The following is a 16,440-nucleotide window of genomic DNA, read 5'->3' on the forward strand; positions in this document are numbered from 1 at the left end:
GAAGAGAGCTAGAAGAATGCCATCTCTAGCTTAAAGAGTTTGGATGTGAGAAGATAGCGCTACGCGCCGCCAAACAAGTTCTGGCTCTGGAAGCCGGGGCAAGCTGTAGTAGCCGCCGCACCTTGCTCCTGACGCAAATGACTATGACCAAACCCACTGACCGCCTGCTGCTGGAGTTTGAGCAGCCTGTTGCTGCTCTAGAACAGCGTATCCAGGAAATTCGGGCCTTGGCCGAAGAAAACGACATCGACGCCTCCGAGCAGATTCGCCAGTTGGAGGCCAAAGCTGAGGAGCTGCGCCGCGAGATTTTCAGCCATCTGACGCCGGTGGAACGGCTGCAGGTAGCTCGACATCCCCGCCGTCCCACCACCTTGGACTATGTGCAGACCATCTGCGACGACTGGTTTGAGCTGCACGGGGATCGCCACGGCCAAGACGATCCGGCCATTGTCGGGGGCCTAGCCAAGCTGGGGGATCAGCCGGTGATGATCCTCGGCCACCAAAAGGGCCGCGACACCAAAGACAACATCCACCGCAACTTCGGCATGCCCAATCCTGCTGGCTACCGCAAGGCCCTGCGGCTGATGGAACATGCCCACCGCTTTGGCCTGCCGCTGTTGACCTTCATCGACACGCCGGGGGCCTACCCAGGGGTTAAGGCAGAGGCTGAGGGTCAGGGGGAGGCCATTGCCACCAACCTGCAGACTCTGTTTCGGCTGGAGATCCCCATCATCTGCACTGTGATTGGCGAAGGGGGATCCGGGGGGGCTTTGGCCATTGGAGTGGGCAACCGCGTCTTGATGTTTGAACATGCGGTCTATTCGGTGATCTCGCCGGAGGGCTGTGCCGCCATCCTTTGGAAAGATGCCAAAAAAGCCCCCCAGGCGGCAGCCGCCCTGCGCATCACTGCCCAGGATCTGTTGCAACTGGAAGTCATTGATGAGATCCTGCCAGAGCCGGTTGGCGGCGCCCACCGTGCCCCTCTGGAGGCTGCTCAAACCCTCAAAGAGGCTCTTCTAAGGCATCTCAGGGAACTTTCCAGGCTCAGCGGGCGGGAGTTGCGGGAAGAGCGCTACCAAAAGTTTCGCCGCATGGGAGCTTTTCTGGAGTTGGCCCAGGGGAGTTAGACCGGGGGGCTCTCCAGTCTGCCTCCCGGCTGGCTTAGCAGGTGCAGTGGGAGCTCTCCCCAGTGGAACTGGCTCTGCTACGAAAAATTACAGTTCCTAGCCAGTTCTAAGGTCAAAGATTAAGTCAATGGTAGATTCAAAGTGCTGCGCGTCATCAACTGCAAGCGCGGCCTAAACACCACCAACCACAACAAGAAGGGAGGCTATGGCTGTGATGCAAGGCGATCCCCGGCAAGGAGCCAAGCTGCCCCTGTTTGGGGGATCTACTGGAGGGCTGTTAAGCGCAGCCGAAACGGAAGAAAAATACGTAATCACCTGGACCGGCAAGCCAGGGCAAGTGTTTGAAATGCCCACCGGCGGGGCAGCTGAGATGGTGGAGGGCAAAAACTATCTCACCTTTGCCCGCAAGGAGCAGTGCCTAGCGCTGGGGGCCCAGCTGCGCTCTGAATACAAAATCAACGACTACCAGATCTTCCGCATTCCGGCCGGGGGAGAGCCGGAGCTGGTGCATCCCAAAGATGGCGTCTTCCCCGAAAAAGTCAACGAGGGGCGCCAGCCCATTGGCAAGGTGGATCACAGTATCGGCAAAAACCGCGAGCCAGTTACCTACAAGTTCACCAACGGCAAACCCTGGGACTAATTCCAGCAACCTTTGTCCCCTCCCATCCCCTGAGCTGGGCAGGGGATTTCTATCCCAGCGGGTTTTGGAGCAGCTAGCCGTTTCCCCTGCCTACGTGGGGCAAAAAAGCTCCGGCTTACCCAGCGCCGGAGCTGCATCCCCCGAGTCCCTGAGGCGGGTTGGGGAGGTGTTTACTTGGCAATCGCCGCAAAGAACTCCTTGGATTTGACTGGGTCGGGCTTCAGGGTTCTCTGACCAGGCTGCCAGTTGGCCGGGCAAACTTCATCGGGGTGAGACTGGACATACTGAATAGCCTGCAGGGTGCGCAGGGTTTCATCCACACTGCGGCCAAAAGCCAAGTTGTTGATGGTAGCGTGCTGGATGATCCCTTCCTTGTCGATGATAAACAGGCCACGCAGCGCCACTCCTGTGGCAGGGTCCAGAACATTGTAGGCGGCGCTGATTTCTTTTTTCAGGTCGGAGACCAGCGGATACCTTAGCTCGCCCACCCCGCCAGCTTTGCGCTCAGTTTGGATCCAGGCCAGGTGAGAGTACTCGCTATCCACCGAGACGCCGAGGATCTCTGTGTCCAGCTTGGCAAACTCGTCGTAGCGATCGCTAAAAGCCGTGATCTCGGTTGGGCAGACGAAGGTGAAGTCTAAGGGGTAGAAAAACAGCACCACGTATTTCTTGCCCCTGTAGTCGGAGAGCCTTATCGTCTTAAATTCCATGTCGTAGACGGCAGTGGCCGAAAAATCAGGAGCGGGCTGGCCCACCCGCAGACATCCTTGCTGAGACATAGGTTGACCCTCCTTCCGGTAAGGTGCAAATGTAAACTAAAGCTAAGATACCATACTCATAATGAGTTTGTCTTACCGGTCGGGCAAGCTAAAGCAACCCCTTCACACAGCATCTGCCAGAGTATTCCGAGGGGGCAGGTAGGGGTGGGCTTCGGCTTCAGGAAGCGAAGAATCCAGCAAGCAGCGACAGGGGCGGCGCTCTTCCAAGATGGTGGTGGCCCAGCAGCAGCTGTAAACTTCTAGGTAGTCGTCGGGTTCTGCCTCGAAAATGGCATACTGGCCGGGGAAGAGGGTGCGCTCCCAGTGGCCAGGGATGGTCCGGATGACTTGAACCTGCTCAGAGCGGTTGACAAAAATGTATCTTTTCATTGCTTTTTTTAATTCCCTTAAGAAAAACTTATTGCCTTTAAAACAGGCTATCATCCTTGATCCCCGGCCGACAATAGCCAACACTTGGGACGGGGATCGCTCTTTGCGCTTGGCTTTTGGCAATTTCTTTCCTCAGCTTAGGGAAGCGGGTCTCGAGAAGAAGCCTACCCTGGTAAACTGGGGGAGAGTCTGCTGAAGTTGGCCTTCATCGTTCCGAAAGACCAAGGGGGGCATACCGTGGACAAGAAGTTGGGGCTCGAGATCATTGAAGTAGTGGAACAGGCTGCCATTGCCGCCGCCCGCTGGATGGGCAAGGGGGACAACAAGGCCGCTGACCAGGCAGCGGTGGAGGCTATGCGGGAGAAATTAAATCAGATCCCCATGCGTGGTCGAATTGTCATTGGGGAGGGAACCCGCGATGAGGCCCCCATGCTCTACATCGGGGAAGAGGTGGGCCTCTGTACCCGCCCGGACGCCGAGCAGTTCTACCGCGCGGAAGAGCTGGTGGAGATTGATATTGCTGTGGATCCCTGCGAGGGCACTAACCTGGTGGCCAAAGGCCAGAACGGCTCTATGGCTGTGCTGGCCATTTCCGAGAAAGGTGGCCTTCTCAACGCCCCCGACATCTACATGCAAAAACTCGCGGCCCCGCCCCAGGCCAAGGGCAAAGTCCACCTTGACTATCCGCCAGAAAAGAATCTCAAGATCATTGCCGAAAGCCTGGGTCGGGAGGTGGCGGATCTAACCGTGGTGGTTATGGATCGCAAGCGCCACGTCGATCTCATTCGCCAGATCCGCGAGGCGGGGGCACGAGTAAAGTTAATTACCGATGGCGACCTCTCGGCAGCCCTTTCGGTGGCCTTCAACGGCACGGGTATCCATGCCCTGATGGGGATCGGAGCAGCTCCTGAGGGAGTGATCTCAGCAGCCGCCCTGCGCTGCCTAGGCGCCCACTTCCAAGGGCGGCTAATCTACGATCCCGAAGTGGTACAGGCAGGCACCTACCTGCCACCGGTAGAAGAGACTCGGCGAGAGCTGAAAGAAAAGGGCATTGAGGATCCCGATAAGGTATGGGAGTGTGAGGAGCTAGCCAGTGGCAAAGAGCTGCTCTTTGCCGCCACCGGTATCACTGATGGGGATCTAGTGCGGGGCGTGCGCTTCTTCGGGGGTGGGGCTCGCACGGAAACGCTGGTGATTTCTAGCCAATCCCGCACGGTGCGCTTTGTGGATACCATCCACCTGAAGGAAGGCGAGCACCCCCCTGCCCTGCAATTGCGCTGAGGTCTCCTCTGCTGGATCTTCGTGATAAGGGCGGCTTTCCCCTGGGAAGGTCGCCCTTTTGCCTGGGAGAACGTTAAAAAATCTATCAAGGCCGACCCGGAAAAAACGTAATAACTCTTCAGCAAAATTCGGCAAAACCGATCCGATACTGGTCTTAGGGTTTAGGTAGGCTGAGAAAAGTTACCTAAGCTTGCCGCAGCCAAGACAGGTAAGACGCTTTGCGTGGGTTTGAGGCTGCTTTTGTTTGCGGGCGAATTTTTCCTTTGTTTGGAGATTTAATAATCGTTGGTCTAGAGACAACGGAGAGGCATGTTTATCGCGGTTGTCGGTCTTAGCCATCGCACAGCTCCTGTGGAGATCCGGGAGCGCCTCAGTATCGCGGACGCGGAGGTGGGAGGGAGGATCCAGCAGCTCCGTGCCTACCCCCACATTGAGGAAGCAGCAATCCTCAGCACCTGTAACCGGCTGGAGGTCTACATCGTTACCCCAGAAACAGAAAGTGGAGTGCGGCAGACGATGCAGTTTTTGGCGGAGGCAAAGGGGATCCCCCTCCCCCAGCTGCGTCCCCACCTGTTTACCCTGCTCTACCAAGATGCGGTGACCCACTTGATGCGGGTGGCTGCCGGGCTGGAGAGCTTGGTGTTGGGGGAAGGGCAGATCCTGTCGCAAGTGAAAAAAGCACAGCAACTGGGCCAGGCCTGCAACGGCATGGATCGCATCCTCAACCGCCTCTTCAAGGCGGCCATCACTGCCGGCAAGCGCGTCCGCACGGAGACAGGGATCGGCACCGGCGCCATGTCCATTAGCTCGGCAGCCGTGGAGCTGGCGCTGCAAGAGCAGGGTTCCCTCTCCCAGGGCAAGATTACAGTGGTGGGGGCAGGGAAAATGGCCCGGCTGCTGGTGCAGCACCTCTTGGCCAAGGGGGCGGTGGACATCACAGTAGTCAACCGCTCCTTGGAGCGGGCAGAAGCGCTAGCCAAGCAATTTGAGCAGCCCATTCAAGTCCTGCCGTGGGAGTCGCTGCTAGGCAGCGTGGCAGAGTCCAATCTGGTCTTCACCAGCACCGCTGCCACCCAGCCCATCCTCACCTACGGGCAACTGGTGGAAGTGCTGCAGCCAGATCAGCCGCTGCTGTTGGTGGATATCTCCGTGCCCCGCAACATTGATCCCGGGGTGGAAAAGCTAAGAGGGGTACGGTTGTTCAACGTGGATCACCTCTCCCGCATCGTGGAAGAAAACCGTGCCCAACGGCAAAAGCTGGCCTCGGCTGCCGAAGCGTTGATAGAGGAAGAGGTAGAGCAGTTTATGGAGTGGTGGCGTTCCCTAGAGACGGTGCCCACCATTTCCAGCCTGCGCCACAAGGTGGAGTCTATCCGGGAGCAGGAAATGAAGAAAGCTCTCTCCCGCTTGGGCAAGGACTTTGCCGAGAAGCACCTGGAGGTTATCGACGCCCTCACTCGCGGCATCGTCAACAAGATTCTGCACGACCCCATGGTGCAACTGCGGGCCAAGCGGGACATCGAGGCGCGGCGGAAGGCCATGCAAATTTTGCAGGAACTGTTTAACCTCGAGCCAATCCCCTTTCAGGCTCAGCAGGAGCGCTAGGTTTTATCTCTAGGCCAAAGCAAGCCCCACCCCAGACTCGCTGGGTAACCCTCCGTCCCGCTAGCGCAAAAGGACGCCGCCCCGCTAGCGCAATTAGTGTGGGGTGGAAAAGCCCGTTCGCGTTAGCAGGACGTAGTCCTTGAGCAACTGGAGTCGCTTGCCAAGGCTATAATTGCTCCTAAGCAAGCACCTACCCCGGTGAAAGACCCGGACAGTGCTAAAAGCCAGTACGTAAGCGGAACCTGGAGACTGGGGAACCGTCAAGGGGCGTCTTGACAACGCCTTGACGAGTCCCTCTGGGGACTGCGTAAGAATCCCCCGACTCTAGTCGGTGGGAGTGTCAAAGGTAGGCTACAAGATTTGGGGTTATGTTTGGACAATACGAAGTGTTTGTGCAGTTGCTGCTGCTGGCGATGATTGTCCTGGCAGGGCCGGCGGTCATCCTGGTGCTCTACCTGCGCGGGGCTGATATGTGAGGCAAGGGTTGGCCAGCGGGGTGGGGCACGCTCTAGCGGGGCTGGTGATCCTAATGCTCCCTGGGATGGATCCCAGAAGCAGAGCTTGCTAGTCCCGTCCTGTGGGGCGGCGTGGAAAAGCCCCTAGGCAACTTTAGCTGCCAACCAAAGATGCAGCTTGCTAGTTGTAGGTACAGCTGGCCAGCCAGCTTCTTGGAGGCAAAAAACCCGACCGGTGGCAAACCTCTGGGCGGGTCTTAGGCGAGAAAGAGGGGGCTCCCGCCTAATTTGCTAAAGTAAGCAGAACCTTGGGACTTTGCCCTAGGGAAGTGGTTAGGGGCCGCTTGACAACGCCTTTTCGCTTGAGGACTCCCTAAAAATCCCCCGAGCGGGCGGGAGTTTCAATTCTTTGCGCTAGAGTTGTAGAGGCACCCCCAGGAAGAGCTGGGGGTGAGTTTTTCCACGAATTGACGGCTATGCCGATCCCTATCCGCAACGTTGCTATCATTGCCCACGTTGACCACGGCAAAACCACACTTGTGGATGCCCTGCTGCGCCAGGCAGGAGCCCTACGGGCACGAGAGGACACTCCCCCCTGCGTGCTGGATTGCAATGCCCTAGAGCGGGAGCGGGGCATCACCATCCTGGCAAAGAATACTGCCGTTCGCTATGGCGAAACCCTGATCAACATCGTCGATACCCCCGGTCACGCTGACTTTGGCGGGGAGGTAGAGCGGGTGCTAGGCATGGTGGAAGGCTGTCTGCTGATTGTGGATGCTAACGAAGGCCCAATGCCTCAGACCCGCTTTGTACTGCGCAAGGCGTTGGAAAAGGGCTTGCGACCAATCGTGGTGGTCAACAAAATTGACCGGCCCCACGCCGAGCCCTACAAGGTCATTGACAAGGTGTTAGATCTGTTTTTGGAACTAGGCGCTGACGAAGACCAGTGCGACTTTCCCTACCTATTTGCCTCGGGTCTGCAGGGCTTTGCCCTGGAAGAAGCCAACCTCAAAGCCTTCCTCGAGGGCAACTACAGCGGCCCTCTGGACATGAGGCCCCTCTTTGAGGCCATCCTCAAGTACGTCCCGCCACCCATTGGGGATCCCACCAAGCCGCTGCAACTCCAGGTGACGACGCTGGAGTACTCGGAATACTTGGGTCGGATTGTGATTGGCAAGATCCACAATGGCACCATTCGGGTCGGGGATCAGTTGGCGGTGGTCAAGGAAGATGGGTCGATTGCCAAGGGCAAGGTAACCAAGCTCTTTGGCTTCCAGGGGCTGGAGCGCATTGAGCTGACAGAGGCTAGTGCCGGCCACATCGTTGCCGTGGCGGGGTTTGCCGAGGCCCACATTGGCCACACCCTCACCTCACCAGAAAACCCCCAGGCCTTGCCCCTCATCAAAGTGGATGAGCCCACGCTGCAGGTGAGGATCTGTGTCAACGACTCTCCCTTTGCTGGGCAAGAGGGGACGTTTGTAACCTCACGGCAACTGCGCGAACGCCTGCTGCGGGAGCTGGAGACCAATGTGGCGCTGCGGGTGGAAGAGACTGACTCCCCGGATTGCTTCTTGGTTTCGGGGCGAGGCGAACTGCACCTGGGCATTTTGCTAGAAACCATGCGGCGGGAGGGCTACGAGTTCCAGGTTGGCCAGCCGAAGGTGATTTTCCGCGAAGTGAACGGCCAGCCCTACGAGCCTTATGAGCTTTTGGTGCTGGATGTGCCAGAAGCAACGGTGGGCGCCTGCATCGAACGGCTGGGCGAGCGGCGGGGAGAGATGCAGGACCTAAGGGTAGGCGCAGATGGGCGGGCCCAGTTGGAATTCGTCATCCCGGCGCGAGGGCTCATTGGCTTCCGCAGCGAGTTCGTCCGCATCACCCGCGGGGAGGGGATCATGAGCCACAGCTTTTTGGAGTACCGTCCTCTCACCACAGGGCTGGAGACCCGCCGCAATGGCGTGCTCATTGCTTTTGAAGAGGGAGTAGCCACTGCCTACGCCCTGAAGAATGCGGAGGACCGAGGTGTATTCTTTATTAAGCCAGGCACCCGCGTTTACAAGGGCATGATTGTGGGTGAGCACAACCGACCCCAGGACTTGGAGTTGAATGTTTGCAAGACGAAACACCTAACAAACCATCGCTCCTCAACTGGAGAGGAGCTGGTACAGCTGCAGCCACCGGTGGAGATGACCCTAGAGCGAGCCTTGGAATACATTGGCGAAGACGAGCTGGTGGAGGTCACACCCCAGTCGGTGCGGCTGCGCAAGGCCCAGTTGGTGCCCTCCCGCCGCTAGGCAGCTCACTACCGCCTAAAATAAGAGGCCAAGTTGGGGAAATAAAAGGCCCCCCAAATCCCCAGCAAGACAACTCCCAAGCCCAACAAAGCCAGCCACAGACGAGGACGGCTGTGGAGCTGCTGGGATCCTGCCTGGACGTAGGCCAAATCCACCCAGGCAGTGTTGCCGCGGCGGAACCAGCCCACCACCTTGACCTGCTGGCCCATGAGGGCACGGAGGGGCTTTAGGCCGGAAAAGACATTGCCCACCGGTCCTAGGGGAGAGGTAAAGCGCAGGGGGATCAGGCCGGTGGCGTCCTGTAGCTTTAGCTCTGCCCCCAGTTGATAGCCGGCTTGTCCCAAGCCCAGCAGCTCCCCTTCCAGCTCCACTGGCTGACTGCGGCAGGGATCTGCCTCGGGATCAGCCAGCAAGCTGAGCACGTCAGCTGGCTGGGGCGACAGGGATCCGCGGTACATCAACGCCGCCTTGGCCCACAGTCCCACGCCATAGCCCACCATCGCGGCCGCGGCAATAACCTTGGGATCGAGGCGATTTTGCAGCGCTAGGTAGAGGATCAGCCCCCCCAGCCAGCCAATCACCATCCCAACCACTTCAGCAGCATAGATAGCCAGATCCAACCAGAAGCGAGCCTTTGGAGGAGCCACTTCCTCCGTTGGCTGAACTAGGCTTAGCTCGGGCAAAAGGCGCAGCCGCTGGGCATATTCCCCCAAAACCTGGAAGCGCCGCCCCAGCAGGGGATGGCTGGAATTGAGCTGCATCCAGCGGGCCCAGGGGTTAAGCTGATCCCAGCGGAAGAGCTGGCTGGCTTGGGCGGGATCCGGCAGGCGGACAGCGGCGCTGGCGGCAGCGGTGGTTTTGAAGTCCAAGAAGCTGAACAGTCGGGTGCAGTGCAGCAGCGAAGATGGGCGGCGGTCGTTTTTGTGGGCCTCCTGCAGGCCGGCAGCCGACTTGAGCAGGGCGGCCATCAGCCCGTTGGGGTTGCCCGTCGCCTCTACCGCGAAGTGATCGGCGTGGGAGGTGCCCAGGCGAGAAAGGAAAAACAGGGGGTAGGAAAGCACCGTGTAGATGAGGTAGAGCAGGGGGGCCACATGCCCGATGAGATCCCGCCGTTGCCTTCCCAGTTGGCTCACCTGCTCCAGAGCCAAGTAAACCAGTTGAACGGGGGATCCCAGCAGAGTCAGGATCAGGATATCGCCGTTGACGATCCGCCCCAGCGCCTGGGCATAGACAGCGGCAATCTCGTCCGGGGCAAGCTGCTGCAAGAGAGCCTGGGTGACCACGATGCGGCCGCCATCAGGGAAAGTGCCGTAAACAAACGCCAGTGGCCCCCCTTCCGGGATCACCCCCAGGCGGGGTTGTTTCAGTTGTTTTTGGGCGCAGAGGCGCTGCAGCAGGCGGGTCGCCTCAGGGCTGTGGCGCTCGATTTCCCCCAGGCTGGCCCAACGCAACTTGTGCAGCCGCCGGTGCAGCTGATCCATAAGCCAGGGGGCAAAAAAGAGAAGGCCCACCCCAAAGTTAACCGCCAGGCTACCGGCCACTAGCCAGCGCAAGCCGTTGCGCAGCCAGGGCAGCAACCCCTGCAAAAACCAAAGCTGCCGCGGAAAACTCAGCCGCCCAAAATCCAGGTGGCTGCCCACCAGCAAAAAACTCAACCCCCAGAGGAAGAGGATGCCCACCCCCAGGGATCCCCACTTGGCCCACGCCAGGGATCCCGCCTGCACCGGCAAGGGGATCCTCCCCCCTAATGGAGCAGCCCGTTGGCGGGGGGAGACCAGCTGAGCTTTAGGAAGGGGCTCTGGAGGAGGGCCTTGTTCCCTAGATGGAGAAGCAACGGGTTTTTCTGGGGCGGGCAGGCGGGGCAGGATTTTTTGGGCCCAGCCCCGCGCCTGGGGATCCGGATGCTGCAGCAGTTCTAGACAGAGGGCCCGCGCCTTCTCGGCCTGGCCCGCCAGATGGTAGGCCCGCACCAGGTTCATCTGGGCCTCCAGGACTTGGCTGTCGGAGGAGCCTGCCGGGCTCCCCTCTGCTTTGCCCTCCTGACGGAACTGGGCCAAGTAGTCCTCAAGAAGTTGGATGGCCTCTTGAAAGCGGCCCTGCCGCAGGGCCTCCTTGCCCGCCTCCGCAGGATTCATCAACCTGCTCCAAGTCTGCCTGCTCCCCCAGCTTACTCAAGGATCTGGACGCTCAGGAGTAGATCCCTCCGAAAGGGGGTAACGGAGCAAGCGCCGCCGCAGGCAATCTAGCGCCGTCTGGGCGCTCCACCAGCGCACCCCCTCGCGGCCCCGCAGGCTGCCGAAGCGGTACTCGTGGACTTCCACTTTCCCCTCCGGGTCGGCCAAGCCCAGATAGACAAGACCAACTGGCTTGGTGGGGGTACCCCCCTCTGGCCCAGCAATGCCGGTAATGCTTAGGGCCCAGTCGGAGCCAAAAACCTGTTTGGCCCCCAGCGCCATCTGAGCCGCCACCGGCTCGCTCACAGCCCCGTGCTGCCGCAGGGTCTCTGGATCTACCCGCAAAAGCTGCTCCTTGAAGCGGTTGTCATAGGCAACAATGCCGCCCAGGAAGTAGCGCGAGCTGCCCGGGATCCCGGTTACCAACTGCCCCAGGAGGCCACCGGTGCAGGATTCCGCCACCGCTAGGGTTTGCCGCCGCTGCAAGAGTAGCTCCCCCACCACGCTGGCCAAGGTGGCCTCGTCGCTGCCGAAGTAGTCTTCTCCAGACACCCGTAAAATCTGCTCCACCACCGGAGCAATCAACGCTTCCGCCGCCTCGCGCGTGGGGGCACGTCCGGTAATCCGCAGGCGCACCTCTCCCTGACCAGCGTAGGGAGCGACCGTGGGATTTTCCCCCGCCAGCCAGGGGGCCACCCGCTCGGCCAAAGTCGATTCAGGAATGCCCCAGTAGCGCAACACGCGGCTGTAGAACACCTCCTTGCCCCAGCCCAGGGAGCGCAAATAGGGTACAGCCGTCTCCTGCCACATGCGCTGCATCTCCTGCGGCACGCCGGGAAAAGTAAGGATGTGCAGGTTGGGGCGGGGCTGCCAAATGAGGCCGCAGGCGCTACCCAGGGGGTTGGGCAGGATGGTTGCCCCCTGAGGCAGAAAAGCCTGCTTGCGGTTACTGGGCGAGGGCACAAGGCCCCGCTGCCCGTACTTTCGCAAAATCTCCTCCCAGAGCTGGGGGTGCTCCACCATCTCTACTCCAAAAAAGGAGGCTAGCGCCGCGTGGGTCAGATCATCCGGGGTTGGCCCCAGCCCTCCTGTAATTAAAAGTAGGCTGGAGCGGTTGCAGGCCACCTCCAAAGCATGGTGGATGCGGGCTTCGTTGTCCCCCACCACCGTTTGGTAGTAGTGCGGGATCCCCAGCTTGGCCAACTCGGCTGCCAGGTATTGGGCGTTGGTGTTGGTGATCTCTCCCAAGAGCAACTCTGTGCCAATGCAGAGGATCTCAGCCCCTTGGGGAGTGACGGTTTGCGTTGGGCTCATGCTCGGCTCAACCTCGGCTCAGCCGCTAAGTATAGAGGTCTAGGCTCCCCTTTCGCGCAGGGATCCCTAGGATCTCTTGCTCAAGAGGGGTAGGGATCCTCGGCCAGCCGAGCCAAAGCTTCCAGCTCAGCACCCACCACGCGGTGCAGGATCCACTCCGGATGTGGCTTAGCACCCAGGCGCCGGTAGAACTCAATTGCTGGCTGGTTCCAGTCCAAAACCCTCCACTCCAGCCGCCCATATCCTTTGGCCACTGCCTCCTGGGCCACCCGCGCCAAGAGCGCCTTGCCAATGCCCCTGCCGCGAAACTCCGGCAGCACAAACAAGTCTTCCAGGTAAATTCCCGGTCGGGTGAGGAAGGTGGAAAAGTTGCGAAAGTAGAGGGCAAACCCCACCACCTGCTCCTCTACCTCCGCTACCAACGCTGAAACAAAGGCCTCCGGGCCAAACAAATGGTGCCGCAATAGCTCGGCGGATCCCGTTACCAGGTGGCTCAGGTGCTCGTACTCGGCCAAAGCGCAGATGAGATCAAACAGAACGGGCACATCCTCAGGCGTGGCAGGACGAATTTCCATACTTTTGCCCGGCTCCACCCACCCTTTTCCTGGAACATCGGCACGGGACAGACTCCAGCTTATTCTTTTTCCCGGCGGTTGGGGACATTGTGCAGGGGGAGCAGCGACAGGATCCCAGAGGGTTAACAGCCCAGGGCAAATAGCAGCAGGAGGGATCCCAGGCCGAGGTGGGCTGCTGCTCAGGGGAGAGAGTGGCTCTTTGCCAGCAGAGGGATCAACGGGGCCAAGAATGTGAGTCCCAACCACAACCCGACTCCCGCGATCAGCGCTTGCACCATTGCCCTCCTCCGTCGGCCAGAGCCAGCCTAGGCCAGTCGGCTACAGCGTTGGCAGACAGTTTCGCAACTGCCCTGCTCAGCCAGCGAAGACCCTGGAGAAAAACCGACTAGAGTGAAAAATAGAGCCGTTACCTCATTTTTGATGCCATGACCACCTCTACCCTCGATGCTGCCGCCATCCTTGAGGCGTTGCGCCCGGTTCAAGATCCGGAGCTGCGCCGCAGCCTGGTGGAACTGAACATGATCCGCGACATTCGCGTCGAGCCGGAGCGGGTGGCTTTTACTCTGGTGCTGACGACACCAGCTTGCCCCTTGCGGGAGTTCATCGTCGAGGAATGCAAGGCTGCCATCCGCCGCCTGGCTCCCATTGAAACCATCGAGGTCACCGTTACAGCAGAAACTCCCCGCTCGCCCTCGCTGCCGGATCGCCAGTCTGTCCCCGGCGTGCGCAACATCATCGCCATCTCCAGCGGCAAGGGGGGGGTGGGCAAAACCTCCGTAGCGGTGAACGTAGCTGTGGCGCTGGCCCAGAGCGGAGCGCGGGTGGGGCTGCTGGATGCGGATATTTACGGCCCCAACGTGCCCCTGATGCTGGGGCTGCAGGATTGCTCTCTATTGGTGCGCAAGCGGCAAGATGGCAGCGAAGAGATCCTCCCCCTGGAGAACTACGGCGTCAAGATGGTGTCGATGGGTCTCTTGGTGGGGCGGGATCAGCCGGTGATCTGGCGGGGGCCGATGCTCAACGGTGTCATCCGGCAATTCCTCTACCAGGTGCAGTGGGGGGAGCTGGACTATCTCATCGTGGATATGCCCCCCGGCACCGGGGATGCGCAATTGACCCTAGCTCAAGCGGTGCCGCTGGCGGGAGCCGTGATCGTCACTACGCCGCAGTCGGTGGCCCTGCTGGATAGCCGCAAGGGCTTGAACATGTTTCGCCAGTTGGGGGTGCCCATCCTTGGCATTGTCGAGAACATGAGCTACTTCATTCCGCCTGACCTACCGGATCGCCAGTACGATATCTTCGGCTCAGCCGGCGGAGAAACTACGGCCCGCGAGCTAGGGATCCCACTGCTGGGGCGGATCCCGTTAGAGATTGCCCTGCGCCAGGGGGGAGATGCGGGCAGGCCCATTGTCGTCGACCAACCCGAGTCGGCCTCGGCCCAGGCGCTGCGTCAGATTGCCAAAACCCTGGCAGGCCGAGTCTCTATGGTAGCTCTTGGGGCTAGCTAGAAGCGCTCGACTTCTACTAGCGATACCCCAAAGCGGCGCCCTGCCACCGAGATCCCCTCCTGGGCCTTGCCACGCACAGTTACCGTGCTGTTCATGGCCGGCAGCCCCTTGTTGGTGATGACCCAGAGGGAGCCACTAGGGTCCTGGATCTCGTACACCCCCTGGCCAAACACACCTATCTGGTTGACCACACGACCGCGGACGTACACGTCAGTGTAGCGAGCAGGATTTTGTTCGATCTGGGCAATGGGGGTTGTGCCAATGCCTAGCCGTGCCAGTTGTCCACACCCACCTAGGGCTAGGCTGAGGCAGAGCAAGAGCAGCAAGGAGCCCCCGCGTAAGGATTGGCTAGGGTGCATGGGTTCTTTCCTCACAAGTGCTGCTCCCACCATATCCCACCGCCAAGTTAGAACTTCTCCCCAATGCCAAAGTGCAGTTGAGGTCGGCCGGCCTCTCCTTGGCCAACGGCGTAGTCAATGCGCAGCGGCCCCAGGGGAGATTGGATGCGAATGCCAGCTCCCAGACCTAAACCGCTGCCCGGCTTGTTGCGCGCTGCCGCCGGATTGCCGATAACTGCTGCACCGCTACCTAGATCCGTGCCGTAGTCAGCAAAAACCACTACCCCCACCGGGTCGAAAAGAGGAAAGCGCAGCTCCGCTGTTGCGGTGGCAAAGCTGCGGCCGGAGCCAACGCCGCCTTCAAAAAATCCCCGCACGGAGTTGCCTCCGCCAATGGGGAAAGCGTCGTAGGGAGCCAAGTCGCCAAGGGTGGTGCCCGCCCGCACGTCAAAAGCCAGCACCTGCGGCCGCTCACTGCGCGTTTCAAATAGCTTGACGGGAATGAACTGGCTGTAGCTGGCTTCGAGGCGGTTGGCGTTCAGGCCATTCGCAAACAAACGTACCGACTGTTCGGTAGAGAGGCGAAAGACGGATCCCTGGCTGGGGCTGTTGGGGTTGTCGCGGCTGTCGTGGATAAGGCCAAACCGCAAGGTGGTGTAGCTGTCTTGGCCGCTGGCACTAAAGGTAATGGGGTTGCCCAGCACATCAAAGCGCTCCTGTTCGCCGTTGCTGTTGCGGGCTTCCACAAATTGGATGCGGGTGCCCAAGCTGGCCCGCCAATTGCCCCCAATCGGACGCGAGAAGGTGACGCTGCCACCCAGCCGGTTGATGCGCACGGGATCCCCGTTGGGCAGAGTCAATCCCTCGTTGAAAACAAAGCTGGAGCTCTGCTGGTTGGAGATATTGATGCTGTAGGAGGTGGGGATCTCCAGCGTAGCGATGCGGGGATCGGTGAAGTTCAAATCAAACAGAGTTTCATTGGTGCCTACCTGAACATTAAAGCTGGCCTTTTGGTTGTTGCCGCCCAAGTTTTCTTCCGAGACGCTAAGGCCAGCGAAGACCCCCGTGGCCGAGCTGACGCCGAGGGTGCCGCTCAAGGTGCCGGTGCGGCGCTCTTCCACGTTCACCACCACCACGACTTTGTTGGGATCCCGACCGGGGTTAAGCCCCACATTCACGTCCTGAAAAAGGTTGAGGTTGAAAACTGCCTGCAGATCCTGCTGAATTTGGTTGCGGTTAAACACATCCCCCGGCTTGGTCTTTAACTCGCGGGTGATGATGAAGTCGCGGGTTTTGGTGTTGCCCTGCACGCGAATCTCCTCGATCTCCCCTTCGGCAATTTCTAGGGTGAGGGTGCCATCTTCAGAGGAGCGCACATCTGTCACTTTGGCCAGTACGTAGCCCTTGTCAGCATACCACTGCTCAATCTCGGCCACTGCTGCCTGCAGCTTGCCAAAGTTGAGCACCCGCCCTTCTTGGTCGGCAAAGGCCTTCTGGAGCACCTCCGGATCCAAAACTTTTGCCCCTTCGGTGCGCACGGCTTTGAGGATGGGGTTGGGCTTGACCTCAAAGGTAACTCGCACTCCCAAGGGGGTATCGGAGGGCACCGCTCGGACATCGGCAAAGAAACCAGTGGCAAACACGGCGTTGATGTCTTCCCGCAGTTGGGAACGAGTGGAGACCTCGCCGGCGCGGGTGCGGATAACTTTGTAAACCTGCTCAATCAGCTCTGGGTCGTCGGTACCCTCGACCACCACCTCTGCCACCAAAACTTCTGGCTCGCTAGCGGCGGGGGTAGGTGTGGGGGTGGGTTGGGCGGGGGGGTCGCCACTGGTGCGCAGATCCAGGCTGTCCGGCGGGGGAGCTGATTGCGCCCAAGCCGCCACTCCTGCCAGCAGCCCCATCCCACAAGCAAGCCCTGCAGCAAGCTGGAGTTTCAGTTGCCTGGAACGGTTCATGGGGATCCCTCGCCCACCACAAA

The 16,440-nt window shown here is 59.9% G+C and carries 14 protein-coding genes; 7 read left to right on the forward strand and 7 right to left on the reverse strand.

What is annotated here, in order from left to right; translation table 11 throughout:
• The first annotated feature begins 143 nt into the window (after positions 1-143).
• Entirely contained in the window at positions 144-1,127 is a 984-nt protein-coding gene (locus NW827_RS01935) for an acetyl-CoA carboxylase carboxyltransferase subunit alpha (protein ID WP_414359618.1), read from the forward strand.
• 205 nt (positions 1,128-1,332) lie between these two features.
• Positions 1,333-1,767 (forward strand): photosystem I reaction center subunit II PsaD, encoded by a 435-nt coding sequence (locus NW827_RS01940; RefSeq protein ID WP_414359616.1) that lies wholly within the window; start codon positions 1,333-1,335, stop codon positions 1,765-1,767.
• A 170-nt stretch (positions 1,768-1,937) separates the two neighbouring features.
• On the opposite strand, the gene NW827_RS01945 is transcribed toward NW827_RS01940, so the two are convergent.
• Positions 1,938-2,546: a peroxiredoxin gene (locus NW827_RS01945; protein ID WP_414359615.1), complete on the reverse strand. Its 609-nt coding sequence runs from the start codon at positions 2,544-2,546 to the stop codon at positions 1,938-1,940.
• A gap of 102 nt (positions 2,547-2,648) precedes the next feature.
• Positions 2,649-2,915 (reverse strand): DUF1830 domain-containing protein, encoded by a 267-nt coding sequence (locus NW827_RS01950; protein WP_414359614.1) that lies wholly within the window; start codon positions 2,913-2,915, stop codon positions 2,649-2,651.
• A gap of 237 nt (positions 2,916-3,152) precedes the next feature.
• Between NW827_RS01950 and glpX the strand changes: the two genes are divergently transcribed.
• The 4 genes from glpX (at position 3,153) to typA (ending at position 8,550) form a co-directional block, all read left to right on the forward strand.
• Complete coding sequence (gene glpX, locus NW827_RS01955) at positions 3,153-4,196, forward strand: class II fructose-bisphosphatase (RefSeq protein ID WP_414360054.1); 1,044 nt, start codon at positions 3,153-3,155, stop codon at positions 4,194-4,196.
• A 309-nt stretch (positions 4,197-4,505) separates the two neighbouring features.
• The gene (locus NW827_RS01960; protein WP_414359613.1) at positions 4,506-5,801 is read left to right on the forward strand and encodes a glutamyl-tRNA reductase; all 1,296 of its coding nucleotides are present in this window, start codon (positions 4,506-4,508) and stop codon (positions 5,799-5,801) included.
• 368 nt (positions 5,802-6,169) lie between these two features.
• The gene (psb30, locus tag NW827_RS01965) at positions 6,170-6,277 is read left to right on the forward strand and encodes a photosystem II reaction center protein Ycf12/Psb30 (RefSeq protein ID WP_414359612.1); all 108 of its coding nucleotides are present in this window, start codon (positions 6,170-6,172) and stop codon (positions 6,275-6,277) included.
• Positions 6,278-6,732: 455 nt separating this feature from the next.
• Complete coding sequence (typA, locus tag NW827_RS01970; RefSeq protein ID WP_414403108.1) at positions 6,733-8,550, forward strand: translational GTPase TypA; 1,818 nt, start codon at positions 6,733-6,735, stop codon at positions 8,548-8,550.
• 8 nt (positions 8,551-8,558) lie between these two features.
• Here the strand turns inward: typA and NW827_RS01975 are convergent, their stop codons facing one another.
• The 3 genes from NW827_RS01975 to NW827_RS01985 form a co-directional block, all read right to left on the reverse strand.
• Complete coding sequence (locus tag NW827_RS01975) at positions 8,559-10,685, reverse strand: M48 family metalloprotease (RefSeq protein WP_414503276.1); 2,127 nt, start codon at positions 10,683-10,685, stop codon at positions 8,559-8,561.
• Positions 10,686-10,721: 36 nt separating this feature from the next.
• Positions 10,722-12,038 (reverse strand): competence/damage-inducible protein A, encoded by a 1,317-nt coding sequence (locus NW827_RS01980; protein ID WP_414404523.1) that lies wholly within the window; start codon positions 12,036-12,038, stop codon positions 10,722-10,724.
• A gap of 80 nt (positions 12,039-12,118) precedes the next feature.
• The gene (locus tag NW827_RS01985; protein ID WP_414403111.1) at positions 12,119-12,613 is read right to left on the reverse strand and encodes an N-acetyltransferase family protein; all 495 of its coding nucleotides are present in this window, start codon (positions 12,611-12,613) and stop codon (positions 12,119-12,121) included.
• 425 nt (positions 12,614-13,038) lie between these two features.
• Here NW827_RS01985 and NW827_RS01990 point away from each other — a divergent pair, with 425 nt between their 5' ends.
• Positions 13,039-14,121: an Mrp/NBP35 family ATP-binding protein gene (locus tag NW827_RS01990; RefSeq protein WP_414403112.1), complete on the forward strand. Its 1,083-nt coding sequence runs from the start codon at positions 13,039-13,041 to the stop codon at positions 14,119-14,121.
• Here the strand turns inward: NW827_RS01990 and NW827_RS01995 are convergent.
• Together NW827_RS01995 and NW827_RS02000 are read right to left on the reverse strand one after the other, a co-directional pair.
• Complete coding sequence (locus tag NW827_RS01995) at positions 14,118-14,480, reverse strand: hypothetical protein (RefSeq protein WP_414403113.1); 363 nt, start codon at positions 14,478-14,480, stop codon at positions 14,118-14,120. The two genes, NW827_RS01990 and NW827_RS01995, sit on opposite strands and share 4 nt — an antisense overlap.
• 47 nt (positions 14,481-14,527) lie before the next feature.
• On the reverse strand, positions 14,528-16,440 hold a 1,913-nt coding region (locus NW827_RS02000; protein WP_414503277.1), incomplete at its 5' end, for a BamA/TamA family outer membrane protein.

The sequence above is a fragment of the Synechococcus sp. H70.1 genome (assembly GCF_047502705.1).
In the GTDB taxonomy this organism is placed as follows: Bacteria; Cyanobacteriota; Cyanobacteriia; order Thermostichales; family Thermostichaceae; genus Thermostichus.

Bases quoted from the DNA above. Each gene is read 5' to 3' on its own strand.
- NW827_RS01995 (WP_414403113.1), bottom strand. From the start codon at position 14,480: ATGCACCCTAGCCAATCCTTACGCGGGGGCTCCTTGCTGCTCTTGCTC.
- typA (WP_414403108.1), top strand. From the start codon at position 6,733: ATGCCGATCCCTATCCGCAACGTTGCTATCATTGCCCACGTTGACCAC.
- NW827_RS01990 (WP_414403112.1), top strand. From the start codon at position 13,039: ATGACCACCTCTACCCTCGATGCTGCCGCCATCCTTGAGGCGTTGCGC.
- NW827_RS01935 (WP_414359618.1), top strand. From the start codon at position 144: ATGACCAAACCCACTGACCGCCTGCTGCTGGAGTTTGAGCAGCCTGTT.
- NW827_RS01945 (WP_414359615.1), bottom strand. From the start codon at position 2,546: ATGTCTCAGCAAGGATGTCTGCGGGTGGGCCAGCCCGCTCCTGATTTT.
- NW827_RS01975 (WP_414503276.1), bottom strand. From the start codon at position 10,685: ATGAATCCTGCGGAGGCGGGCAAGGAGGCCCTGCGGCAGGGCCGCTTT.
- NW827_RS01940 (WP_414359616.1), top strand. From the start codon at position 1,333: ATGGCTGTGATGCAAGGCGATCCCCGGCAAGGAGCCAAGCTGCCCCTG.
- psb30 (WP_414359612.1), top strand. From the start codon at position 6,170: ATGTTTGGACAATACGAAGTGTTTGTGCAGTTGCTGCTGCTGGCGATG.
- NW827_RS01960 (WP_414359613.1), top strand. From the start codon at position 4,506: ATGTTTATCGCGGTTGTCGGTCTTAGCCATCGCACAGCTCCTGTGGAG.
- NW827_RS01985 (WP_414403111.1), bottom strand. From the start codon at position 12,613: ATGGAAATTCGTCCTGCCACGCCTGAGGATGTGCCCGTTCTGTTTGAT.
- NW827_RS01980 (WP_414404523.1), bottom strand. From the start codon at position 12,038: ATGAGCCCAACGCAAACCGTCACTCCCCAAGGGGCTGAGATCCTCTGC.
- NW827_RS01950 (WP_414359614.1), bottom strand. From the start codon at position 2,915: ATGAAAAGATACATTTTTGTCAACCGCTCTGAGCAGGTTCAAGTCATC.